Raw genomic sequence first — 20,215 nt, 5'->3', positions numbered from 1 at the left:
GTCCCGTTCCCGAACCCACCGTCCCCACCTCCAGCCCGCCCGCGCCGGCCACGCGCGGACCAACGTCCTATTTCTGCCCGTGGAGGCGACGATGACCGCATTTTCGAAGACCTCGGCCCGGACCCATTCCGGTTTCCCGCTGACCGCCGCCGTCTGGCGCGGCCTGTCGAACGCCGTCGCCCTCGCCGTCACGGTCATCCGCAACCGCGCCGCGGTGCGCTCGCTCGGCGATCTCGACGACTATCTGCTCGCCGACATCGGCCTGACCCGGGCGGACCTGCGCGAGGCGACGGCGGTGCCGCTGACGGACGATCCGTCGCGGCTGCTCGCCGCCCGCGTCAACGGCGCGCTCGATCATCAGGCCCGCGGCGTGCCGACCCCGCGCGTCGCCACCGACGGGGCGCGGCCCCGCAGATGGAGGGCGTCGTGAGGAGGCTCTCGCTCGCCGACTGCGTCAACGACGTCTGCCCGTGGACCGGCAAGCCGGTCTCGGGCACGGCCCTGACGCTCTACAAGGGCAAGGTCGTCGGCTTCGCCGACCGGGCCGCCCGTGACGCCTTCCTCGCGGCCATGGTGGCCTTCGAGACGGCGATCCTGGCCCCGCCGGTGCTGAAGACCTGCACGCGCCCGCTGCCGGGCATGCTGCTGCCGTCCGCGCCGGTGCCCGCCGCGGCCTGACGCAAGCCGTTCCCGCCGGCGCGATCCTCGCGCCGGTCCCCCGCACACGCCTTCGGACGGGACCATCCCGCGCACCCCGGTGCCGTCCGACGACGGGTCCGGATCGCCTCCCGGGCGGTCCGGACCCACCCGGTTCCGGCCCCCTGCCGGCTCGTTCGCGAGGTCGCTCGCGCGCCTCGCGATCACGACTGCGGGCGACCTCTAGCCATCGGAGGTCGCCCGCTTTTTCATCGGCGCAGCGCCGTGCTAGAGCATTCTCCGACCAAGTCGTACGACTTGGTCGACGAGAGAGTGCTCCATCTCATCGAATCGGGAGCGACTCCCCATCGACCTGACGCATCCTTCAGGTCCGAAGGCGCTCCAGATCGCGGCCATGGCCCATTCCGACTTCCGCACCCCCCGTCTCCACGTCGCCGGTCCGCTCGCCGAGGGCGCCCGGATCGCGCTCGACCGCGATCAGGCCAACTATCTGCTCGCGGTGCTCCGGCTCGACGCCGGCGCGGCCGTGCTGGTGTTCGACGGGACGTCGGGCGAATTCCGCGCGCGCGTCGAGCCAACCGGCAAACGAGGCGCCGACCTCGTCGTCGAGGCGCGGACGCGGCCGCAGCCGCCGGTGCCGGACCTCCTGTGGCTGTTCGCGCCGCTGAAGCACGCCCGGCTCGACTACATGGTGCAGAAGGCCGTGGAGATGGGCGTCGGGCGGATCCGCCCGGTGATCACGCGCCACACCCAGGCGACGCGCGTCAACGTCGAGCGCATGCGCGCCAACGTGGTCGAGGCCGCCGAGCAGTGCGGCGTGCTGCACGTGCCCCCGGTCGAGGCCGAGGAGCGGCTCGAGCGCGTGCTCGACCGCTTCCCCGAGGATGAGCCCGGCCGCCGGCTGATCTTCTGCGACGAGGGCGAGGACACCACCAACCCGACCGCGACGCTGACGGCGCTCGGGCGCGGTCCGGTCGCGGTGCTGATCGGCCCGGAGGGCGGCTTCGCCGAGGAGGAGCGTCGACGCCTCAGGGCGCTGCCCTTCGTGACGCCGATCCCGCTCGGTCCGCGCATCCTCAGGGCGGACACCGCCGCCGTGGTGGCGCTGACGATGATCCAGGCCACCATCGGCGACTGGTGAGCAACCTGCCGCGCCCGCCGGGTCAGCCGGGCCGGCGCAGCGCGCCGGCGCGCTCGGTCGCCATCTCGGCCGCGAGGCGAACCCAGGCACGGGCGATCTCGAGGCCGACGGCGTCGGCGAGCGGGCCGAGTTCGGCCTCGACGCGCGCGTGCTCGGCCGGCCACTCGGGCGCGCCGTTGGCGAGGAGTTCGGCGTAGGCGGTGGTCCAGTCGGCGACGACGCCGCGGTCGGCCTCGAAGTGGAACTGGACGCCGTAGACGGCGCGGCCGATTCGGAACGCCTGGTTCGGCGTCTGCGCGGAGGACGCCAGGTGCGTCGCGCCCTCGGGCAGGTCGAAGGTGTCGGTGTGCCAGTGGAACATCGGCGCGCCGTCGCCGATGGCGGCGATCAGCGGGTCGCGGCGGCCGGCGTCGGTCGGCGTCACGGCGCGCCAGCCGATCTCGATCGGCCGGCCGAGGATGTTGCGGCCGCCGTGGCCGCGCGCCACGATCTGCGAGCCGAGGCAGATGCCGAGCACCGGCTTGTCGGCGGCGCCGAAGGTCCGCGTCAGCTCCGCGAGCGCCGGCAGGTAGGGATGGGCGGCGTCGGCCAGCGCGTCCTGGCCGCCGCCGAGCACGACGATGCCGTCGTGTCCCTCGGCGTCCGGCGGCAGGGCGTCGCCCTCGTACATCAGACGGAGGTCGACGGCGGCGTCGGCCTCGGCGAGGGCACGGCCGACGAGGCCGAGATGGGTGCCACGGTAGTTTTCGACGACCAGGATCTTCATGCGCTTGTCGACATCGGCGGGCTATTCGGAGGAAGCCGCAGCATAGCCCACCCGCGGGCGGTCCGCGCCAGCGAAAAACGACCGCCCGCCATGCCGTTCCGCCGTCGCGCCGTCCTCGCCGGGACGTGATCGGCGGCCCCGATTGAAAGCCACCGGGCCGCCCGCTAGGGTGCCGCCCCCTGAAGCCGGAATCCACCCATGGCGCGCGACACGTCCGACGATACGCCGATCACGTCCCGCGACGATCTCGTCGAGCGACTGGCCACCGGCGCGAAACCGCGCAGCGCGTGGCGGATCGGCACCGAGCACGAGAAGGTCGGCTTCCGCCGCGCCGATTTCTCGCCGGTGCCCTACGAGGGCCGCGGCGGCATCCGCCAGCTGCTCGACGGCATGGCTGGCCTGCTCGGCTGGGAGCCGATCCTCGACCGCGGCCTGCCGATCGGCCTCGCCGATCCCGCCGGCGGCGGCGCCATCAGCCTGGAGCCCGGCGGCCAGTTCGAGCTGTCGGGCGCGCCGCTCGAGACGCTGCACCAGACCTGCGCCGAGACCTTCTCGCACATGGCGCAGGTGCGCGAGATCGCCGATCCGCTCGGCATCGGCTTCCTCGGCCTCGGCATCAGTCCGGTGTGGTCGCTGGCCGACACGCCGGTGATGCCGAAGTCGCGCTACGCCATCATGTCGTCCTACATGCCGAAGGTCGGCAGCCGCGGCCTCGACATGATGTTCCGCACCGCGACCGTGCAGGTGAACCTCGACTTCGGCTCCGAGGCCGACATGGTCGCGAAGATGCGGGTGTCGGTGGCCCTGCAGCCGATCGCGACGGCGCTGTTCGCCAACTCGCCGGTGCTCGACGGCCGGCCGACCGGACGGCTGTCGGAGCGCTCGGAGATCTGGCGCGACACCGACAACGCCCGCTCGGGCATGGTGCCCTTCGTGTTCGAGGACGGCTTCGGCTTCGAGCGCTACGTCGACTGGGCGATCGACGTGCCGATGTATTTCGTCAAGCGCGGCGACACCTACCACGAGGCCACCGACGTCACCTTCCGCCAGTACATGTCCGGCGCGCTGCGGAACCGCGTGCCCGATGGCATGCCGACCCGCGGCGATTGGGACAACCACCTCTCCACGCTGTTCCCCGAGGTGCGCCTGAAGCGCTTCCTCGAGATGCGCGGCGCCGATTCGGGCCCGACCCGGCGCATCCTGGCGCTGCCGGCCTTCTGGGTCGGCCTGCTCTACGACGACGTCGCCCTCGCGGCCGCCTGGGACGTGGTGAAGGACTGGACCGCCGAGGAGCGCCAGACCCTGCGCGACCGCGTGCCGACCACCGCGCTCGCCACTCCGTTCCGTGGCCGCACCGTGCTCGAGATCGCCCGCGAGGTGCTGGCGATCTCGCGCGAGGGACTGCGGCGGCGCGCCGTCGTCAACGGCCAGGGCGCCGACGAGACCACCTATCTCGCCCCGCTCGAGGAGACCGTCGCGCTCGGCCGCACCCCGGCCGAACTGCTGCTCGACAAGCTGGCCGGCCCCTGGAAGGGCGATCTCTCCAACGTCTTCCGCGACTACGCCTATTGACGGCCGGGCCGCGGTTTGACGGCGGGGCCGGATGGTCCGATCATCCGTGACCGAAGAGGAGTCGCGGATGTTCACCTTCGCCGATCTGATGCGCCAGGCCCAGGGCGGGCAGGCGATCGACAATCTCGCCAAGGCCTACGGCCTGAGCCGGCCCGAGTTCGACAAGCTGATGGGCACGCTCCTGCCGGTGTTCGCCCTCGGTATGAAGAAGTCGGCGGCCGACATGACCTCGCCGGCGGCCTTCGCCGAGATGCTCGACCCGGACAAGTTCCGCGCCGCCTACGAGGACGCCCGCGCCGCCGTGTCGCCGGCCGCCACCGAGGCGGCCCGGCTGGCGCTCGAGAAGATGTTCGGCTCCGGCGACGCCGCGAGCGTGCTCGCCCGGCAGGCCTCGGCCATGACCGGCCTCGGCGTCGACGTCGTCTCCAAGGTGATGCCGGCCATGGCCGCCACTCTGTTCGGCGGCCTTTCCAAGGAGCTCGAGGGCACGCCCTTCGCGCCCTTCCTGAAGACCGCCAAGGCCGGTGACGCCGCCGCCGCCTTCGGGGCGCTCGGCAACCCGATGCGCGACGCCATGGGCGCCTTCCTCAAGGGCTATGCCGAGGGCAAGCCCGGCGTCAAGCCGGCCGAGCCCGAGGCGCCGCAGTGGCCGCCGGGCATGGAGGGCTTCGGCAAGCTGTTCGAGGCCGGCGTCGAGATGAACGAGGCAGGCCGCAGCTTCTTCGAGCAGTGGATGGGCGGCCGCAAGGGCTGAAGTCCCGTGCGAGGAAGCCCCGGCACGCCAGGGCTTTCCGCCCGTCAGCCGACGACGATCACGTGCAGGCTGCGCGGGCCGTGGGCGCCGAGCAGAAGGGTCTGCTCGATGTCGGCCGAGCGCGACGGGCCGGTGATCAGGTTGACCGTGCGCGGCATCCGCCCGGCGCCGTAGCGGGCGCGCAGACCGTCGAACACGCTCTCGAGGTCGCCAACCACCGCGGCGGCGTCGACCAGGACGACGTGGACGTCCGGCAGGAAGTTGAGCGTGGTCGGGTTGTCCGGCCCCGACACCAGCGCCAGCGTTCCGGTCTCGGCGACGCCGGCCTCGGCGTGGCCGACGCAGACGAGGTCGGTGCCGGCGCTCGGCCCGTGCGAGATCGTCAGCTGCGGCTGGCTCGCCCAGTCGATCGCGGCGAGGCGGGGATCCTCGCCCATGCGCACCGCCTGCGGCAGGTTGCCGGCGCGCAAGTATTCGGCGAGCGCGGCGGGCACCGCCGCGGCGTCGGCGAGGCGCACGACCGTGGCGGCGGCGGCCGCGACCTTCTCCAGGAACAGCCGGATCCGCGCCTCCGGGTCTAGCTGCGCGCGGGCGGGCACCACGCCGCGCGGGGCGCGGACCAGCCGGTCGGCGACCGCGGCGCGGCGGGTCGTGTCGGCCTCGCCGACGCCGGCGGAGCGGCGGATGCGGGCGAGGATGGCGTCGCGGGCGGTCATGACGGGCGCTTCTCCCGAGCGTATCGGCTCATGAAGGTGCCGCCCTCGGGGGCGGGCATGTCGCGCCAGTCGGTCCAGCCGCCGGCGAGCGGCAGGGCGGAGACCCGTCCGCGTCGGCGGCCCATGAGCGCCAGCGCGCGCGCCGCGGTGCGGGCGGCGAGGCGGTAGAGCTTCGGGCGGCGGACGAGGAAGGCCCAGGCGGCGAGGCCGTAGCGTGCCGGCGTCGGCTGGAGGTGGCGCTCGAACTCCTTCTCGCGCCAGTGCCGCATCATCTTCGGCAGCGGGATCCGCATCGGGCACACGCTCTCGCAGCGCCCGCAGAAGGTGGAGGCGTTCGGCAGGTTGCCGCCCTTGTCGACGCCGATCAGCGTCGGCGTCAGCACCGCGCCCATCGGGCCGGGATAGACCCAGCCGTAGGCGTGGCCGCCGATCGCGTGGTAGACCGGGCAGTGGTTCATGCAGGCGCCGCAGCGGATGCAGCGCAGCATGTCCTCGAACTCGGTGCCGAGCATCGACGAGCGGCCGTTGTCGAGCAGCACCACGTGGTACTCGGCCGGCCCGTCCGGGTCGTCCGGCCGGCGCGGTCCGGTCGAGAGCGTGGTGTAGACGCTCATCTCCTGGCCGGTCGCCGAGCGGGCGAGCACGCGCAGGATCTGCGCCACGTCCGACAGCGTCGGCGTGATCTTCTCGATCGAGGCGACGACGACGTGGACCTTCGGCAGGATCTGCGTCAGGTCGCCGTTGCCCTCGTTGGTGACGATGATCGAGGTGCCGGTCTCGGCGACCAGGAAGTTGGCGCCGGTGATGCCGACGTCGGCGGCGAGGAACTTGGCGCGCAACTCGCCGCGCGCCTCGGCGAGCAGACTGGTCGGCTCGGTCAGGTCGCGCTTCGGGTCGAGGTGGGTGTGGACGCGGCGAAACTCGGCCTCGACCTGATCCTTGTTGAGATGGACCGCCGGCGCGATGATGTGGCTCGGGTGCTCGCCGCGCAACTGGATGATGTACTCGCCGAGGTCGGTCTCGACCGGGATCACCCCGTTCTTTTCGAGGTGGTCGTTGAGGGCGATCTCCTCAGAGATCATCGACTTGCCCTTGGTCACCGTCTTCGCGCCCGCCTTGCGGCAGATGTCGAGCACGATGCGGCGGGCGTCCTCGGCGCTCTCGGCCCAGTGCACGTGGCCGCCGGCCTCGACGACCTTGCGCTCGTAGGCCTCGAGATAGAGGTCGAGGTGCTTCAGCGTGTGGTTCTTGATGTCGCGCGCGGCGTCGCGCAGCGCCTCGAACTCCGGCAGCGCGTCGGCGGCGGCCCGCCGGCGGACGACGAAATTCTTCTCCACGTGGCTCATCGCCTTCTGGAGAGGGGCGTCGTGCAGCGCCTCGTGGGCGTTGGTCGAGAAGCGGGGGGACGTGATCTGCATGGAGGGGAACGTCACTCGGGCAGGAAGTCGTCGTCGCGCAACTGGTCGAGCGACCACGGGCAGGCGACAGGGAAGGTCGAGCGCGGCAGGCCGGTCTCGGCCGCCGCCTCGCGGACGGCGCGCGGGTAGACGTAGGCGACGATCGCCGCCGCCTTCACGGCCAGCGACGGGTTGTCGGCCTCGCGGTCGGCGACGTTGTCGCGCTCGCGGCCGATGGTGACCTGCCAGGACGCGGTGCGCTTCTCCGGCTGAAAGCGCCACTTCAGGAGATGGGCGATCAGGAGCCGGTAGGACGAGCGCAACGCGTGGAGCTGTTCATTGCCCATGCTCTCGAGCTCCTCGATCACGTTGGGCAGGTCGACCTCGTCGAAGCGCCGCTTCCGCAGCAGGTCGGCCTGCTCGAAGCACCACTGGAAGAAGTCGTCCTCGTAGTCGGTCTGCTCGGCGAAGAGCGGCTTTTCCTTCGCGCGTCCCATGGGCGTCTCCCGTGTCCCGGGCGGGGATCCACTATCGCATCATTTCCGGCGCGGCGCCTCGCCGATCGCCGGGCCGTCGGCCATGCCGGCCAGTACCTCGGCGACGTGGCGGACCTCGACGCCGGAGCCCTCGCGCTTCAGCTTGCCGGCCATGTTGAGGAGGCATCCGAGGTCGCCGGCGAGCAGCGTGCCGGCGCCGGCGGCCCGGATGTTGGCGGTCTTCTTCGACACGATCGTGTTGGAGATCTCGCCGTACTTGACGCAGAAGGTGCCGCCGAAGCCGCAGCAGACGTCGCTGTCGGCCATCTCCTTCACCGTGACGCCGTCGACGCCGGCGAGCAGCGCGCGGGGCTGGGCGTGGACGCCGAGCTCGCGCAGACCCGAGCAGCTGTCGTGATAGGTTACCGAGCCCTCGAAGGCGGCGGCGACGCTGCGGACACCGAGCACGTCGACCAGGAAGCTGGTCAGCTCGAAGGTGCGGGCGGCGAGCGCGTCGGCGCGCGGCCACCAGTTCGGGTCGCCGTGGAACAGCTCGGGATAGTGGTGCTTGACCATGCCGCCGCAGGAGCCAGACGGCACCACCACGTATTCGAAGCCCTCGAAGGCGCCGATCACCGCCTCGGCGAGGGCCCGGGCGTCGGCCCGGTCGCCGGAATTGTAGGCCGGCTGGCCGCAGCAGGTCTGCACCTCCGGCACGTCGACGACGCAGCCGGCGTCCTCGAGCAGCTTGATCGCGGCGAAGCCCACCGTCGGGCGGAACAGGTCCACCAGACAAGTCACCAGCAGCGCCACGCGCGGTTTCCGATCCGTCATGCCGTCCGTCCCCTCCGTCCGCCGGGCGCCGTCGTTTCCGTGAGACCGAGCGCGGGTCCGCGCCCGCCGCGTGGTCCGTCGAGCCGGGCCTCGGCGACCGCGCGGCGCCGTGCCGACACCGCCGCGCGGGCGTCGGCCTCCTGCCGCGCGGCCACCTCGGCCGCGACGTAGTCCATGTGCGCCGCCGCCGCCGCCCGGGCCGCCGCGCCGTCGCCGGCGAGGATCGCCTCGGCGACGGCGTGGTGCTGGGCGTGCAGCCGGTCGCGGCAGTCGGCCTCGCCGTAGAGCAGGGCGCGATTGTAGAACACCCCGTCGGCGAGCAGACGGTAGCAGGCCCGGAGCGTGTGCAGCAGCACCGTGTTGTGGGTGCAATCCGAGACCGCGAGGTGGAATTCGACGTCGAGTTCGGCCTCGCGCTGGACGTCGCCGGCGGCGTGGGCCTCGTCGAGCCGCTCCAGGATGCCGCGGAGAAGGGCGCGGTCGTCCGCGTTCGCGCGCTCGGCGGCGAGACCGGCGGCGATGGCGTCGACCTCGCGACGAAAGGCCAGGTAGTCGGCCTGGACACGCGGATGGGAGCGCACCAGCGCCACCACCGGCTGGCGGAACACCTCGCCGATGACGTCGGCGACGTAGGTGCCGCCGCCGTGCCGGCTCTCGACCAGCCCGCGGGCGGCGAGGTCGTCGAGTGCCTCGCGCAGGATCGGCCGCGAGACGTCGAGGGCGCGCGCGAGTTCGCGTTCGCTCGGCAGCCGGTCGCCCGGACGGAGGACGCCGTCGAGGATCAGGCTCTCGACCTGCGCGACCACGACGTCGGCCGTTCGATTCTGGGCGACCTCGCGATAGATCATCGGCGAAGGCTCGTGAAGGGGCTTGCCCGTCGGTCCGGGCAAGGGCAATGTAGCGACCGGAAGGAAAGTGGTCAACCGAGCAGACCACTTGCCGCGCTCCCGGATCGCCCCCAAGGTCGTCGTGGACAGCCGACGTGCCCGCGGGTGGAATGCCGCGCGGCGCCGGACCGAATCCGGCCGGGGGGATCGGGGTGGGACGATGACGGCGAACGGCAACACGGGAGCGGGGCACGTGGCGTGGCCGACCCATCCGCTGCGCTCGCGGATCCTGGGCGAGGTCCACGCCCGGCCGTTCCGCCTCGTCCAGACGCCGCGCGTCTTCCTGCACTACGCCTTCGAGACGCCGCCCGCCGCCGCGGCCGCGGACCGCGCCTTCCTCAACGCGTTCTGCCAGCGCCACGGCCTCGACGGTCCCGGCCCCGAGCGCAAGGTGCACCAGATCGAGGTCAACGGCGGCACGCTGCGCTGGGAGCAGTTCACCGAGTTCACCTCCTACACCTTCGACGTCGCGCCGCGGCCGGGCGCCGAGCCGTTCCAACCGGTCGCCGACGATCCGTTCGGCGCCGGCTTCGTGCCGCCGGGCGAACTGATGGTGGCGACCCGGCTCGACCTGGTGCCGGAGGCCGCCTTCGCCGGCGACGCGCGCGGGCCGATCGGCAGCTTCGAGGAGGTCTGGGTGTCGGCCTCGCAGGTGGTCGACGGCACGGCGCTGATCGTCACCGACTTCCGCGTCGACCGCGACGGCCGCACCCGGATCCTGGTGGTCGACCGCGGCCTGCACGCCCGTCAGGCCGGCGCGCTGGTGCAGCGGCTGCTCGAGATCGAGACCTACCGCACCTTCGCCATGCTCGGCCTGCCCGAGGCGCAGACGCAGGGACCGGTCATTGGCCAGATCGAGCGGAGCCTCGTCGAGATCTCGCGCGAGATCCGCCAGACCACCGGCCTCGAGAAGAACCGCAAGTTGCTCGGCGACCTCACGGCGCTCACCGCCGATCTCGAGGCCTCTGCCGCCGCCTCGGCCTACCGTTTCGGCGCCTCGCGCGCCTACGACGAGATCGTGGGCCTGCGCCTCGCCGCCGTGCGCGAGGAGCCGTGGGAGGGCTATTCGACCTGGGGCGCCTTCCTCGCCCGCCGTACCGCGCCGGCGATGCGCACCCTGCAGGCGCTGCAGGACCGCCAGCACGACCTGTCGCAAAAGCTCGGCCGCGCCGCCAACCTCCTGCGCACCCGCGTCGACGTCGAGCTCGAGCAGCAGAACCGCGACGTGCTGGAATCGATGAACCGCCGCGCCCGCCTGCAACTGCGCCTGCAGCAGACCGTCGAGGGCCTGTCGGTAGCGGCGGTCAGCTACTACGTCGTCGGCCTGATCGGCTATCTCGCCAAGGGCGGCCACGCCTTCGGCGTCGAGATCGATCCCGGCGTGCTCACCGCGATTGCGGTGCTGCCGGTGGTGCTGGCGGTGTTCCTGGTGGTGCGCTCGATCCGCCGCCACCATGCAGGCGAGGACCACGGATGACGCCCGCGCGCGGCTCACTCCGCCGCCTCGGCGCGGCCCGTCAGCGCCTCGAGGCCCTCGTCCCAGTAGGGCTTCGGGCCGTAGAGGCCGGCGAGATAGTCGATGAAGAGCCGCACCTTGGCCGGCAGGAAGCGCCGGCTCGGATAGACAGCGTGCACGGCGACGTGGCGCGAGCCGCGGTAGCGCGGCAGCACCACCTGCAGCTTGCCGGCCGAGAGCTCCGGCCCGACGTCCCAGGTCGAGCGCAAAGCGATGCCGACGCCGGAGAGGCAGAGCTCGCGCACCACCTCGGAGGAATTGGTCTGCACCGCCGCGTTGGCATGGACCGCGACCTCGCCGTCCGGCCCCTCGAGGCGCCAGGGATCCTGGTGCGCGGCGGCGAGGCAGACGTGGGTCTCGAGGTCGGACAGCCGCTGCGGCACGCCGTTGCGAGCGAGATAGGCCGGGCTGGCGCACAGGAAGCGGTGGTTCGGCGCGAGCCGGCGGACGACGAGACTGGAATCGGCGAGCGCGCCGATCCGGATCGCGAGGTCGAAGCCGTCGCCGACCACGTCGACGAACTCGTCGGAGAGGACGAGGTTGAGCTTGAGGCCGCGGTTCTTCTCGAGGAAGGCGCCGAGCACCGGCGCGACGTGCAGCCGGCCGAAGGTGGTCGGCGCCGAGATCTTCAGCGTGCCCTGCGCCATCGCCGACCGCCGGGACACGTAGGCCTCCGCCTCCTCGATCGAGGCCAGCACCTGGACGATGCGCTCGTGGAAGCCCTGGCCCGCTTCGGTGAGGGCGATCTGCCGGGTGGTGCGCTGCAGGAGCAGCGTGCCGAGCCGCTCCTCGAGCCGCCGGATCCGCTTCGACACCACCGCCGGCGTCAACCCCAGCGCCCGCCCCGCCGCCGACATCGACCCCGTGGCCACCACCTTGGCGAAGATCGCGAGGTCCTGGATGTCCTGCACGGCCACTCTCCCGTTCGACGGGAGATTAGGCGGCGGCAGGCAGGCGGGGGAAGGGGGGAGGAAGTCGGGCGTCGGCAGTGGGCAGTCGGCAGTTGGGCTTCGGCAGTAGGCAGTGGGCAGTGGGCAGTAGGGGCGTCGCGGCGGTGGCCCCCTCTCCCCGTCCCTCCCCCACCAGGGGGGAGGGACGGGGAGAGGGGGTGGCTTGCAGGCGCGCCCGGCGGAGGCGTTTCGTCGAGCGCGGTTGGGCCTCTTCCGTCGTCTCCCGCACGAGCGGGGAGGGGACGGGGGGGACGGTCGGTGTGTGCCGTTCTGCCCGGACTCATGTTCTTCGCCCCTGGCCGACCCTGCCCGGCCGCCCTTCGGCTGCGCGGAACATCTCCACATCGTCCCCTCCCCCCTTGTGGGGCAGGGACAGGGAGAGGGGTGGGCCGGGGCGCCGACGGTCCGATGCGGGCCGCCCGTGTGGCGCAACGCTGCCGCCATCGATCCGTCCTCCCGTTGCAAAGCGAGCGCGAGCCGTCTCCACCGCCGCGACCTCCCGACTGCCGACTGCCTACTGCCGACTGCCGAAACCTGACCGCCCGACTGCCGCCCCCAACCCCGAGGCCCCCATGTCCCATCCCGTGATGCCCGAACCCGATGCCGGGACGCTGGCGCGTCGTGGTGAGATCGTCGCGGCGATGCGGCGGATCGTGCCGGACGGCACGATCGACGGCGCGGTCGGCATGAAGCCCTACGAATCCGACGGGCTGACCGCCTACAGGACGGTACCGCTGGTGGTGGTGCTGCCCGAGACCGTCGAGCAGGTCGCGGCGGTGCTGGCCTGGTGCCACGCCCACGACGTCAAGGTGGTGCCGCGCGGGGCGGGGACGTCGCTGTCGGGTGGGGCGCTGCCGCTCGCCGACGGCGTGCTGATGTCGATGATGCGCTTCAACCGGGTCAAGCGGGTCGACTTCGAGAACCGCGTCGCGGTGGTCGAGCCGGGCGTGACCAACCTCGGCATCACCCGCGCCGTCGAGCACGAGGGCTTCTACTACGCCCCCGATCCCTCCTCGCAGATCGCCTGCTCGATCGGCGGCAACGTCGCGGAGAACTCCGGCGGCGTGCACTGCCTCAAATACGGCCTGACCACCAACAACGTGCTCGGCGTCGAGATGGTGCTGATGACCGGCGAGGTCCTGCGCATCGGCGGCGCCCATCTCGACGCGCCGGGCTACGACCTCCTGGCGCTGATCGTCGGTTCGGAAGGCCTGCTCGGCGTCGTCACCGAGGTGACGGTGCGGATCCTGCGCGCGCCCGAGACCGCGCGCGCCGTGCTGGTCGCCTTCGACAGCGCCGAGGCTGCGGGCCTGACCGTGGCCGACGTCATCGCCGCCGGCATCATCCCGGGCGGCATGGAGATGATGGACAAGCCGGCGATCAACGCCGCCGAGGATTTCGTCCGCGTCGGCTACCCGCGCGACGCCGAGGCGCTGCTGATCGTGGAACTCGACGGTCCGCCCGTCGAGGTCGACCATCTCCTCGCGCGCGTCGAGGCGATCGCGCGCGGGCGCGGCGCCACCGACTGCCGGGTCTCGACCTCGGACGCCGAGCGCATGGCCTTCTGGGCCGGCCGCAAGGCCGCCTTCCCCGCGGTCGGACGGATTTCGCCGGACTACTACTGCATGGACGGCACCATCCCGCGCCGCGAACTGCCGACGGTGCTGGCGCGGATGCGCGAGCTCTCGGTGAAGCACGGCCTGCGCGTCGCCAACGTCTTCCACGCCGGCGACGGCAACCTGCACCCCCTGATCCTCTACGACGCCAACGCCCCCGGCGAACTCGAGGCCGCCGAGGCACTCGGCGCCGACATCCTCCGGCTCTGCGTCGAGGTCGGCGGCGTGCTCACCGGCGAGCACGGCGTCGGCATCGAGAAGCGCGACCTGATGCCGGCGATGTTCACCGAGACGGACCTCGCCCACCAGATCCGCGTCAAGTGCGCCTTCGACGAGAAGCACCTGCTCAACCCCGGCAAGGTCTTCCCCGAACTCCACCGCTGCGCCGAACTTGGCCGCATGCACGTTTCCGGCGGCCGGCTGCCGTTCCCCGACATCCCGAGGTTCTGATGGAGAGGCCCGTCACCGACGAGGACGTCCGCGCGGTCGTCGCCGACGCCGCCGCGTCCGGCACCCCGATCGCCCCGCGCGGCCACGGCACCCGCGCCGGCCTCGGCCGGCCGGTCGAACACCGCCCGCTCGACCTCTCCGCCGTCACCGGCATCGTCGCCTACGAGCCGGCCGAACTGGTGCTGACCGCCCGCGCCGGTACGCCGCTCGCCGAGATCGCCGTGGCGGTCGACGCCGCCGGCCAGGAACTCGCTTTCGAGCCGCCGCTCGCCGGGCTCGCCCACGGCGAGGCCGGCGCCGGCACGGTCGGCGGCCTCGTCGCGACGGCCCTGTCCGGTCCGCGCCGGATCCGCGCCGGCGCGCTGCGCGACCACGTGCTCGGCGTCACCGCCGTCTCGGGGCGCGGCGAGATCTTCCGCGCCGGCGGCAAGGTGGTGAAGAACGTCACCGGCTACGACCTCTCCAAGGGCCTCGCCGGCTCCTTCGGCACGCTCGCGGTCCTCACCGAGGTGACGCTGAAGGTGATGCCGAAGGCCGAGACCGCGGCCACGGTGCTCCTCGCCGGCCTCTCCGACGCGCGCGCGGTCGCGGCGATGACCGCGGCCATGGGCGCGCCGGTCGACGTCTCCGCGGCGAGCCACCTGCCGGCACCGGCGGCGGCTCGGCTGGGGTTCCCGGCCGCCGTCACGCTGCTCCGCCTCGAGGGCGTCGCGCCGTCGGTCGAGGAGCGCGCCGGCCGCCTCGCCGGCCTGCTGAAGCCGTTCGGGACCGCCGAGCGGCTGGGGTCGGCCGAGACCGCGCGCATCTTCGCCGCCTTGCGCGACGGCGCGCTCTTCGCCGATAACCGCGACCACCCGCTCTGGCGCGTCTCGGTGGCGCCGACGGCGGGGCCCGCGATCGCCGCCGCCGTGCCGGATGCGGCGACGGTCGTCTACGACTGGTCCGGCGGCCTCGTCCTCCTCGCGGTCGATCCCGCCGCCCCGGACGCCCACGCCGCCCGCGTCCGCGCCGCGGTCGCCGCGGCCGGCGGCGGCCACGCCACGCTGCTGCGCGGCGCGCCCGACCTCCGCCTCCGCGTCCCCCCCTTCGAGCCCCAGCCCGCCGCGCTCGCCGCGCTCGCCCGCCGTCTCAAGGCCGAGTTCGACCCGGCCGGCATCCTCAACCCCGGCCGGATGGACTTCTGACACCGGGCATTGCACCGCCCTGAAAGGGCAGGGAACACCATGGACGGTCACGTCGAAGCGATTGCGAAGCTCCTGGAGGCCCTGGCTCCACTGGCCAGGGTCGCCTTTGCCGTCTTCGTCGTTTGGAAGTTCAAGCCGCTGATCGAGAAGCTGCTGGTGTCCGGGCGCATGGAGATCGAGATCGCCGGCCAGAAGCTCTCGGTTGCCCAGGTCACGGCGAACAACGGCGAGAACATCTCGGATCTCCAGGCGCGGCTCGCGAAGTTGGAAGCCGCGGTTGCGGGCAAATCGAACGATGTCGCCGCTCCGCAAGGGGAGACGGTCGACTTCGTCGAGGGCAACGACAACGGATCGGTAGAGATCGTGTTGCCTTTCCCGGCGCCTGCACGAGAAGCCGAAGCATCCTCGAAACGCATCCTCTGGGTCGACGACGAGCCCGGCAACAACGCTTTTCTCGTGGAGCGCTTTGTCGCCGAGGGGCACATCGTGGAGATATCCCGGAGCACCGAGGACGCTTTGAACAGACTGGCGAAGGCACGCTACGACCGGATCATCTCCGATCTCGGGCGGATCGAACGTGGTGTGGATCGGCCGTTGGCGGGACGGGACTTCGCGGCCGAGGTTCGGCGGATGAAGATCGACACGCCGATTCTGATATTCGGGGCCGCGCGAGCCTACGCCATGCGGAACGAACTGATCGCGGCCGGCGCGACCGCGGTGACCACGTCGGGGGTCGACGTGGTGAAATTCGTCGACGAAGGATAGGGACGGCAGCCATGCAGACGAACTTCTCGCTCGCCCAGCTCGCCGACCCGGACACCGCGGAGGCGGAATCGATCCTCCGCACCTGCGTCCACTGCGGCTTCTGCACCGCGACCTGTCCGACCTTCGTGCTGCTCGGCGACGAACTCGACAGCCCGCGCGGGCGCATCTATCTGATCAAGGAGATGCTGGAGGCGGACCGGCCGGCCGACGCCGAGACGGTGCTGCATGTCGACCGCTGCCTGTCGTGCCTGTCCTGCATGACGACCTGCCCCTCGGGCGTGCACTACATGCACCTCGTCGACCACGCCCGCGCGCACGTCGAGGAGACCTACGTCCGCCCGCTGCCGGACCGCCTGCTCAGGGCGCTGCTGGTGGCCATGCTGCCGGACCGCAGTCGCTTCCGCGCCGCGCTGGCGCTCGCCCTGTTCGGCAAGCCCTTCGCGCCGTTGCTGGACCGGCTCGGGCCGACCGGGCGCCGGCTCGCCGCCATGCTGCGGCTCGCACCGGCCAAGGCGGCGGCGCCGAGCGTGCTCGTTCCGGGCCGCACGATCGCCCCGGCCGCGGTGCCGGCGCGCGGCCGGGTCGCGCTGCTGACCGGATGCGCCCAGCCGGGCCTCCGACCCGAGATCAACGAGGCGACCGTGCGCCTGCTCGGCCGGCTCGGCGTCACCGTCGTGCTGCCGCCGGGCGAAGGCTGCTGCGGCTCGCTCGCCCACCACATGGGCCGCGAGGCCGTGGCGCTGACGGCGGTGCGCCGCAACGTCGACGCCTGGACGGCGGTGATCGAGGACGGCGGGCTGGACGCCATCCTGGTGACGGCGTCCGGCTGCGGCACCACGATCAAGGACTACGGCCACATGCTGCGCGGCGATCCCGCCTATGCCGCCAAGGCGGCGCGGGTGTCGGCGCTCGCCCGCGACGTCACCGAGTATCTCTCCGGCCTCGCGCTGCCGGCGGTGACGGCCCCGGCGCCGCTGACGGTCGCCTACCACTCGGCCTGTTCCATGCAGCACGGCCAGCGGGTGCGCGAGGAGCCGAAGGCGCTCCTGCGCCGGGCCGGCTTCACCGTGCGCGACGTGCCCGAGGGTCACCTCTGCTGCGGCTCGGCCGGCACCTACAACATCCTCCAGCCCGAAATCGCGACCCGGCTGCGCGACCGCAAGCTCGCCAACGTCGCCCGCGTCGCACCCGACGTGATCGCCACCGGCAATATCGGTTGCATCACCCAGCTCGGCGCCGCCGCCCCGGTGCCAGTGGTGCACACGGTCGAGCTGTTGGACTGGGCCCACGGCGGACCGGCCCCTGCGGAGATCGCGACCCGGTAACGTCGAATTTGAAGGATCCGGGCTGGACGTGCCGCGAAACCGCCGCGAATATTACCTCCCATATTCGTGCGCGGCGGTGGGAGCCGCGTCCCATTCATTGCCGGAGGGATCTGCGTCCATGGGCGCGCGCGGGACATTGGCGGCGGGGCTGTTCGCGCTGACGACGTCGGTCGGTGCCGTCACGGCGACGGCCGGGGCCGCCGCGGCGACGCCGAGCTTCGACTGCGACGGTGCCAAGAGCGACGTCGAGAAGCTGATCTGCTCCGACGACGAACTCGCCGACCTCGACGTGCGCCTCGCCAAGGCCTTCGCCAGCGCGCTGGCGCTCGCCCCGGCCAACGACGTCGCGGTCATGCGCGCCAACCAGAAGAGCTGGCGGCGCGAATTGCTCGGCTGCGGCAAGAGCGGCGACCCGCGCGGCTGCACGGTGGACGCCTACCACCGCCGTCTCGACGAGCTCTGATCCGCGCGGGCTCGACCCGGAAACGAAAACGGCCGCCCCTCGCGGAGCGGCCGTCGCTGTGTCGTCGCGCGCCGGCGGAGGGTCGGTCAGCGCACCACGACCTTGGCGTCGAGCGGGACGCGGTCGTAGAGGTCGATGACGTCGAGGTTGGCCATGCGGATGCAGCCCGACGACACGTTGCGGCCGATCGTGTTCGGCTCGACGGTGCCGTGGATGCGGAACAGCGTGTCCTTCTCGCCGTCGTAGAGATAGAGCGCACGCGCGCCGAGCGGGTTGCCCGGGCCGCCTTCCATCATCTCCTGGAGGATCTTGCCCTTGGCACGCTCGCGGGCGATCATCTCCTTGGGCGGGAACCAGCGCGGCCACTCCTGCTTGGAGCCGACGCGCACCGCGCCCTTCCAACCGAAGCCCTCGCGCCCGACGCCGACGCCGTAGCGCATCGCCTTGCCGTCGGGCAGGACGAGGTAGAGGAAATGCTCCTTGGTGTCGATCACCAGGGTGCCCGGCGCCTCGTCGGTCTTGAACTCGACTTCGGCACGCCGGAACGGCTCCGGCGGCAGCTGCACGCCGGTCAGCGTGGTGTCGAGGTCGTTGACGGTGGTCGCCGGCGCGTAACCGAGGCCGAACGGGAGCGGCGAGGGCTCCTTGGCGGCCTGGTCCTTGGCGACGAGGGCGGAAACGGGGGTCGACGGGGCGGTCGTATTGCAGGCCGCGACGAGCAGCGCCAGACAGGTGGCGGCGACGGCTCGACGCGGGAAATGGGCCGACGAGGTGGGCATCGGAAGTCCGGACTGAGGAGAAATGGCGATTCGGGCGGCCGGGAGGAAGCCGCCCGCCTATTGATCGCAGGTCGCGCGCCCGCTCACAAGACGATGACGCGGGTTCCGACCTTCACACGTTCGTAGAGGTCCATCACGTCTTCGTTGCGCATGCGGATGCAGCCCGACGACACCGCGTGGCCGATCGTCCACGGCTCGGCGGTGCCGTGGATGCGGTAGAGCGTGGAGCCGAGGTACATCGCCCGCGCCCCGAGCGGGTTCTTCGGCCCGCCGGGCATCATCACCGGCAGGTGCGGCTGGCGCTGGCGCATCTCCGCCGGCGGATGCCAGTCCGGCCACTCGGCCTTGCGGGTGATCGAGTGCTCGCCGGCCCACTCGAAGCCCGGCCTGCCGACGCCGACGCCGTAGCGCCGGGCCGTGCCGCCGGTCTCGACCAGGTAGAGGTGCCGGGTGCGGGTGTCGATCACGATGGTGCCGGGCTTCTCCGGACCGTCGTAGCTCACCTCGGCGGGCAGGTACTCCGGATCGGTCGGCACGGTGCGCGGGTCGACCGCGGCGCCGGGGCGCGGCGTGACGGTGATCGTCGCCGGCTGCACGACCGCCGGCTCCACCGCCGGCGCGGGGGCGCGCCGGGTGGTGCGGCGCTCCGACGGCGCGGCGTAGATCGGGGTGCGGCCGGGGGTGAGCTGCATCACCCACGGCTCGGTCAGGTTGGGCGACAGCAGCACTGGCGGCGGCGTGACGTAGCGGCCGGACTGGGCCGCGGCGGGGACGCTCGCGACGACGACGGCGGCCGCGGCGAGGAAGGGGAGGAGGGCGCGCTGGATCATGGGCCTGTCCGTGAACTCCGGGCACTCGATCGGTGAAGGCCGCGCGGACGTCGGCGGACGCCGCGCTTCGTCTCCGACCTTGGGGCCGCGGGGCAACCGAATGGTGAACGGAATTCGGCCGGGATCGATCGAATGCGAGCGATCGGCGGTCATGGTGAACGGCCGGTTGCGGCGCATGGTTAGCGAAGCGTTGAGACGGCGCGATCCCGCGGAACCACCGCGGCGGCGCGTCCGACGACCCGTTTCGAGACAATACCGAGTGTTAACCGACGCGATCTACCGTGTCTGGAAAGCATCTGCGGGAGACGGACATGTCGGTTCGCCGTAAGGCCTTCCGGGTCGAGACGATGATGGGGGCGGGGCTCGGGGCTGCCGACTTCGCGGTGCCCGGCAGCGACCGATCCGATGACATCCTGCGCGAGATCGGCGAGCTGAAGCGCCTGCTGCATCCTCAGAAGGACATCTCCAAGGAGATCGTCGAGGAATACCGCAAGCAGTTCGTCGAGGCCTACAAGCTCAAGGAGGAACTGGACAAGATCCAGGAGGCGATCCTCTCCACCAAGCGGGAGATCGCCAGCCTGCACGTGTCCGGCTTCAAGGGCGAGGAGATGTCCCGCGTCACCGACGAGCTCGACGCTGTCGTCGGCGGCACCGAACAGGCCACCGAGCAGATCCTCGCCAGCGTCGAGTCGATCGACGACAAGGCCAACAGCCTCGCCGCCCACCTCAAGGGCGACACCCACGGCATGGCGGTCGAGATCCAGGAGCGCGTGGTCGAGATCTACGAGGCCTGCAACTTCCAGGACCTCACCGGCCAGCGCATCCGCAAGGTCGTCAACGTCCTCAAGTTCATCGAGGACCGCGTCATGCGCATGATGGAGATCTGGGGCGGCCTCGACGCCTTCCAGACCATCGAGGCCGACGAGTCGCTGCGCCGCGCCGGCGACGCCGCCCTGCTCAACGGCCCGGCGCTCCCGGACGCCGACGGCATCGCCAGCCAGGACGACATCGACGCCCTGTTCTCCTGACGTCACGGATCCCGCCGACGGCCCGCCCGTCGCGACGCCCCGCCCGGTGAAGAACCGCGGCGGGGCGCTTGACTCGTGGGATCGTTCCATGGAACATAAAGGGAACGGA

The 20,215-nt window shown here is 72.0% G+C and carries 21 protein-coding genes; 12 read left to right on the top strand and 9 right to left on the bottom strand.

Features of this window, described 5'->3' with window-relative positions; translation table 11 throughout:
• The first annotated feature begins 91 nt into the window (after window positions 1–91).
• The 3 genes from EDD54_RS17200 (at window position 92) to EDD54_RS17190 (ending at window position 1,798) form a co-directional block, all read left to right on the top strand.
• Window positions 92–430 carry a DUF1127 domain-containing protein gene (locus EDD54_RS17200; protein WP_126538491.1) on the top strand — a complete coding sequence of 113 codons (339 nt, stop codon included), beginning with the start codon at window positions 92–94 and terminating at the stop codon, window positions 428–430.
• Window positions 427–678, top strand: coding sequence for a hypothetical protein (locus EDD54_RS17195; RefSeq protein ID WP_321184135.1), 252 nt, complete (start codon window positions 427–429; stop codon window positions 676–678). The genes EDD54_RS17200 and EDD54_RS17195 overlap by 4 nt, the downstream gene beginning before the upstream one ends.
• A gap of 373 nt (window positions 679–1,051) precedes the next feature.
• Complete coding sequence (locus tag EDD54_RS17190) at window positions 1,052–1,798, top strand: 16S rRNA (uracil(1498)-N(3))-methyltransferase (protein ID WP_126538489.1); 747 nt, start codon at window positions 1,052–1,054, stop codon at window positions 1,796–1,798.
• A 22-nt stretch (window positions 1,799–1,820) separates the two neighbouring features.
• Here the strand turns inward: EDD54_RS17190 and EDD54_RS17185 are convergent, their stop codons facing one another.
• Window positions 1,821–2,564 (bottom strand): type 1 glutamine amidotransferase, encoded by a 744-nt coding sequence (locus tag EDD54_RS17185; RefSeq protein ID WP_126538487.1) that lies wholly within the window; start codon window positions 2,562–2,564, stop codon window positions 1,821–1,823.
• A gap of 198 nt (window positions 2,565–2,762) precedes the next feature.
• Here EDD54_RS17185 and EDD54_RS17180 point away from each other — a divergent pair, with 198 nt between their 5' ends.
• Together EDD54_RS17180 and EDD54_RS17175 are read left to right on the top strand one after the other, a co-directional pair.
• The gene (locus EDD54_RS17180) at window positions 2,763–4,136 is read left to right on the top strand and encodes a glutamate--cysteine ligase (RefSeq protein WP_126538485.1); all 1,374 of its coding nucleotides are present in this window, start codon (window positions 2,763–2,765) and stop codon (window positions 4,134–4,136) included.
• Between the two features lie 67 nt (window positions 4,137–4,203).
• The gene (locus tag EDD54_RS17175; protein ID WP_126538483.1) at window positions 4,204–4,890 is read left to right on the top strand and encodes a DUF937 domain-containing protein; all 687 of its coding nucleotides are present in this window, start codon (window positions 4,204–4,206) and stop codon (window positions 4,888–4,890) included.
• Between the two features lie 44 nt (window positions 4,891–4,934).
• Here EDD54_RS17175 and EDD54_RS17170 read toward each other — a convergent pair whose 3' ends face one another.
• The 5 genes from EDD54_RS17170 to EDD54_RS17150 are packed head-to-tail and all read right to left on the bottom strand — an operon-like array spanning window position 4,935 to window position 9,161.
• Window positions 4,935–5,606 carry a LutC/YkgG family protein gene (locus EDD54_RS17170; RefSeq protein WP_126538481.1) on the bottom strand — a complete coding sequence of 224 codons (672 nt, stop codon included), beginning with the start codon at window positions 5,604–5,606 and terminating at the stop codon, window positions 4,935–4,937.
• Window positions 5,603–7,024, bottom strand: a complete 1,422-nt coding sequence (locus EDD54_RS17165) for a LutB/LldF family L-lactate oxidation iron-sulfur protein (protein WP_126538479.1) — start codon at window positions 7,022–7,024, stop codon at window positions 5,603–5,605. Before EDD54_RS17165 ends, EDD54_RS17170 begins: the two co-directional genes overlap by 4 nt.
• 11 nt (window positions 7,025–7,035) lie before the next feature.
• Window positions 7,036–7,500 (bottom strand): DUF29 domain-containing protein, encoded by a 465-nt coding sequence (locus EDD54_RS17160; RefSeq protein WP_126538477.1) that lies wholly within the window; start codon window positions 7,498–7,500, stop codon window positions 7,036–7,038.
• 39 nt (window positions 7,501–7,539) lie between these two features.
• A complete protein-coding gene (locus EDD54_RS17155; protein WP_126538475.1) occupies window positions 7,540–8,313 on the bottom strand; it encodes a (Fe-S)-binding protein in 774 nt (257 codons plus the stop codon).
• Complete coding sequence (locus EDD54_RS17150) at window positions 8,310–9,161, bottom strand: GntR family transcriptional regulator (protein ID WP_126538473.1); 852 nt, start codon at window positions 9,159–9,161, stop codon at window positions 8,310–8,312. The genes EDD54_RS17155 and EDD54_RS17150 overlap by 4 nt, the downstream gene beginning before the upstream one ends.
• A 199-nt stretch (window positions 9,162–9,360) precedes the next feature.
• Here EDD54_RS17150 and EDD54_RS17145 point away from each other — a divergent pair, with 199 nt between their 5' ends.
• Entirely contained in the window at window positions 9,361–10,677 is a 1,317-nt protein-coding gene (locus EDD54_RS17145; RefSeq protein ID WP_126538471.1) for a DUF3422 family protein, read from the top strand.
• Between the two features lie 14 nt (window positions 10,678–10,691).
• On the opposite strand, the gene EDD54_RS17140 is transcribed toward EDD54_RS17145, so the two are convergent.
• Entirely contained in the window at window positions 10,692–11,627 is a 936-nt protein-coding gene (locus EDD54_RS17140) for a LysR family transcriptional regulator (RefSeq protein ID WP_126538469.1), read from the bottom strand.
• 611 nt (window positions 11,628–12,238) lie between these two features.
• On the opposite strand from EDD54_RS17140, the gene EDD54_RS17135 reads away from it, so the two are divergent.
• The 5 genes from EDD54_RS17135 to EDD54_RS17115 all read left to right on the top strand — a co-directional run bounded on the left by EDD54_RS17135 (window position 12,239) and on the right by EDD54_RS17115 (window position 17,469).
• Window positions 12,239–13,732 (top strand): FAD-linked oxidase C-terminal domain-containing protein, encoded by a 1,494-nt coding sequence (locus EDD54_RS17135; RefSeq protein ID WP_133674026.1) that lies wholly within the window; start codon window positions 12,239–12,241, stop codon window positions 13,730–13,732.
• Entirely contained in the window at window positions 13,732–14,916 is a 1,185-nt protein-coding gene (gene glcE, locus EDD54_RS17130) for a glycolate oxidase subunit GlcE (RefSeq protein ID WP_126538467.1), read from the top strand. Before EDD54_RS17135 ends, glcE begins: the two co-directional genes overlap by 1 nt.
• Window positions 14,917–14,955: 39 nt before the next feature.
• Entirely contained in the window at window positions 14,956–15,681 is a 726-nt protein-coding gene (locus tag EDD54_RS17125; protein ID WP_126538465.1) for a response regulator, read from the top strand.
• An 11-nt stretch (window positions 15,682–15,692) separates the two neighbouring features.
• On the top strand, window positions 15,693–17,006 hold the full coding sequence (gene glcF / locus EDD54_RS17120) for a glycolate oxidase subunit GlcF (protein ID WP_126538463.1): 1,314 nt from the start codon (window positions 15,693–15,695) through the stop codon (window positions 17,004–17,006).
• A gap of 118 nt (window positions 17,007–17,124) precedes the next feature.
• Entirely contained in the window at window positions 17,125–17,469 is a 345-nt protein-coding gene (locus tag EDD54_RS17115) for a lysozyme inhibitor LprI family protein (protein WP_126538461.1), read from the top strand.
• 86 nt (window positions 17,470–17,555) lie between these two features.
• Here EDD54_RS17115 and EDD54_RS17110 read toward each other — a convergent pair whose 3' ends face one another.
• Entirely contained in the window at window positions 17,556–18,248 is a 693-nt protein-coding gene (locus EDD54_RS17110; RefSeq protein ID WP_126538459.1) for a L,D-transpeptidase, read from the bottom strand.
• Window positions 18,249–18,331: 83 nt separating this feature from the next.
• Window positions 18,332–19,078 carry a L,D-transpeptidase gene (locus tag EDD54_RS17105; RefSeq protein ID WP_126538457.1) on the bottom strand — a complete coding sequence of 249 codons (747 nt, stop codon included), beginning with the start codon at window positions 19,076–19,078 and terminating at the stop codon, window positions 18,332–18,334.
• Between the two features lie 311 nt (window positions 19,079–19,389).
• Here EDD54_RS17105 and EDD54_RS17100 point away from each other — a divergent pair, with 311 nt between their 5' ends.
• Window positions 19,390–20,106: a protein phosphatase CheZ gene (locus tag EDD54_RS17100; RefSeq protein WP_126538454.1), complete on the top strand. Its 717-nt coding sequence runs from the start codon at window positions 19,390–19,392 to the stop codon at window positions 20,104–20,106.
• Window positions 20,107–20,215: the final 109 nt, after the last annotated feature.

The sequence above is a fragment of the Oharaeibacter diazotrophicus genome, from assembly GCF_004362745.1.
Lineage (GTDB): Bacteria > Pseudomonadota > Alphaproteobacteria > Rhizobiales > Pleomorphomonadaceae > Oharaeibacter > Oharaeibacter diazotrophicus.
The sequence above is the reverse complement of the archived record's forward strand: the minus strand, read 5'-3'. Positions and strand labels throughout refer to the sequence as shown.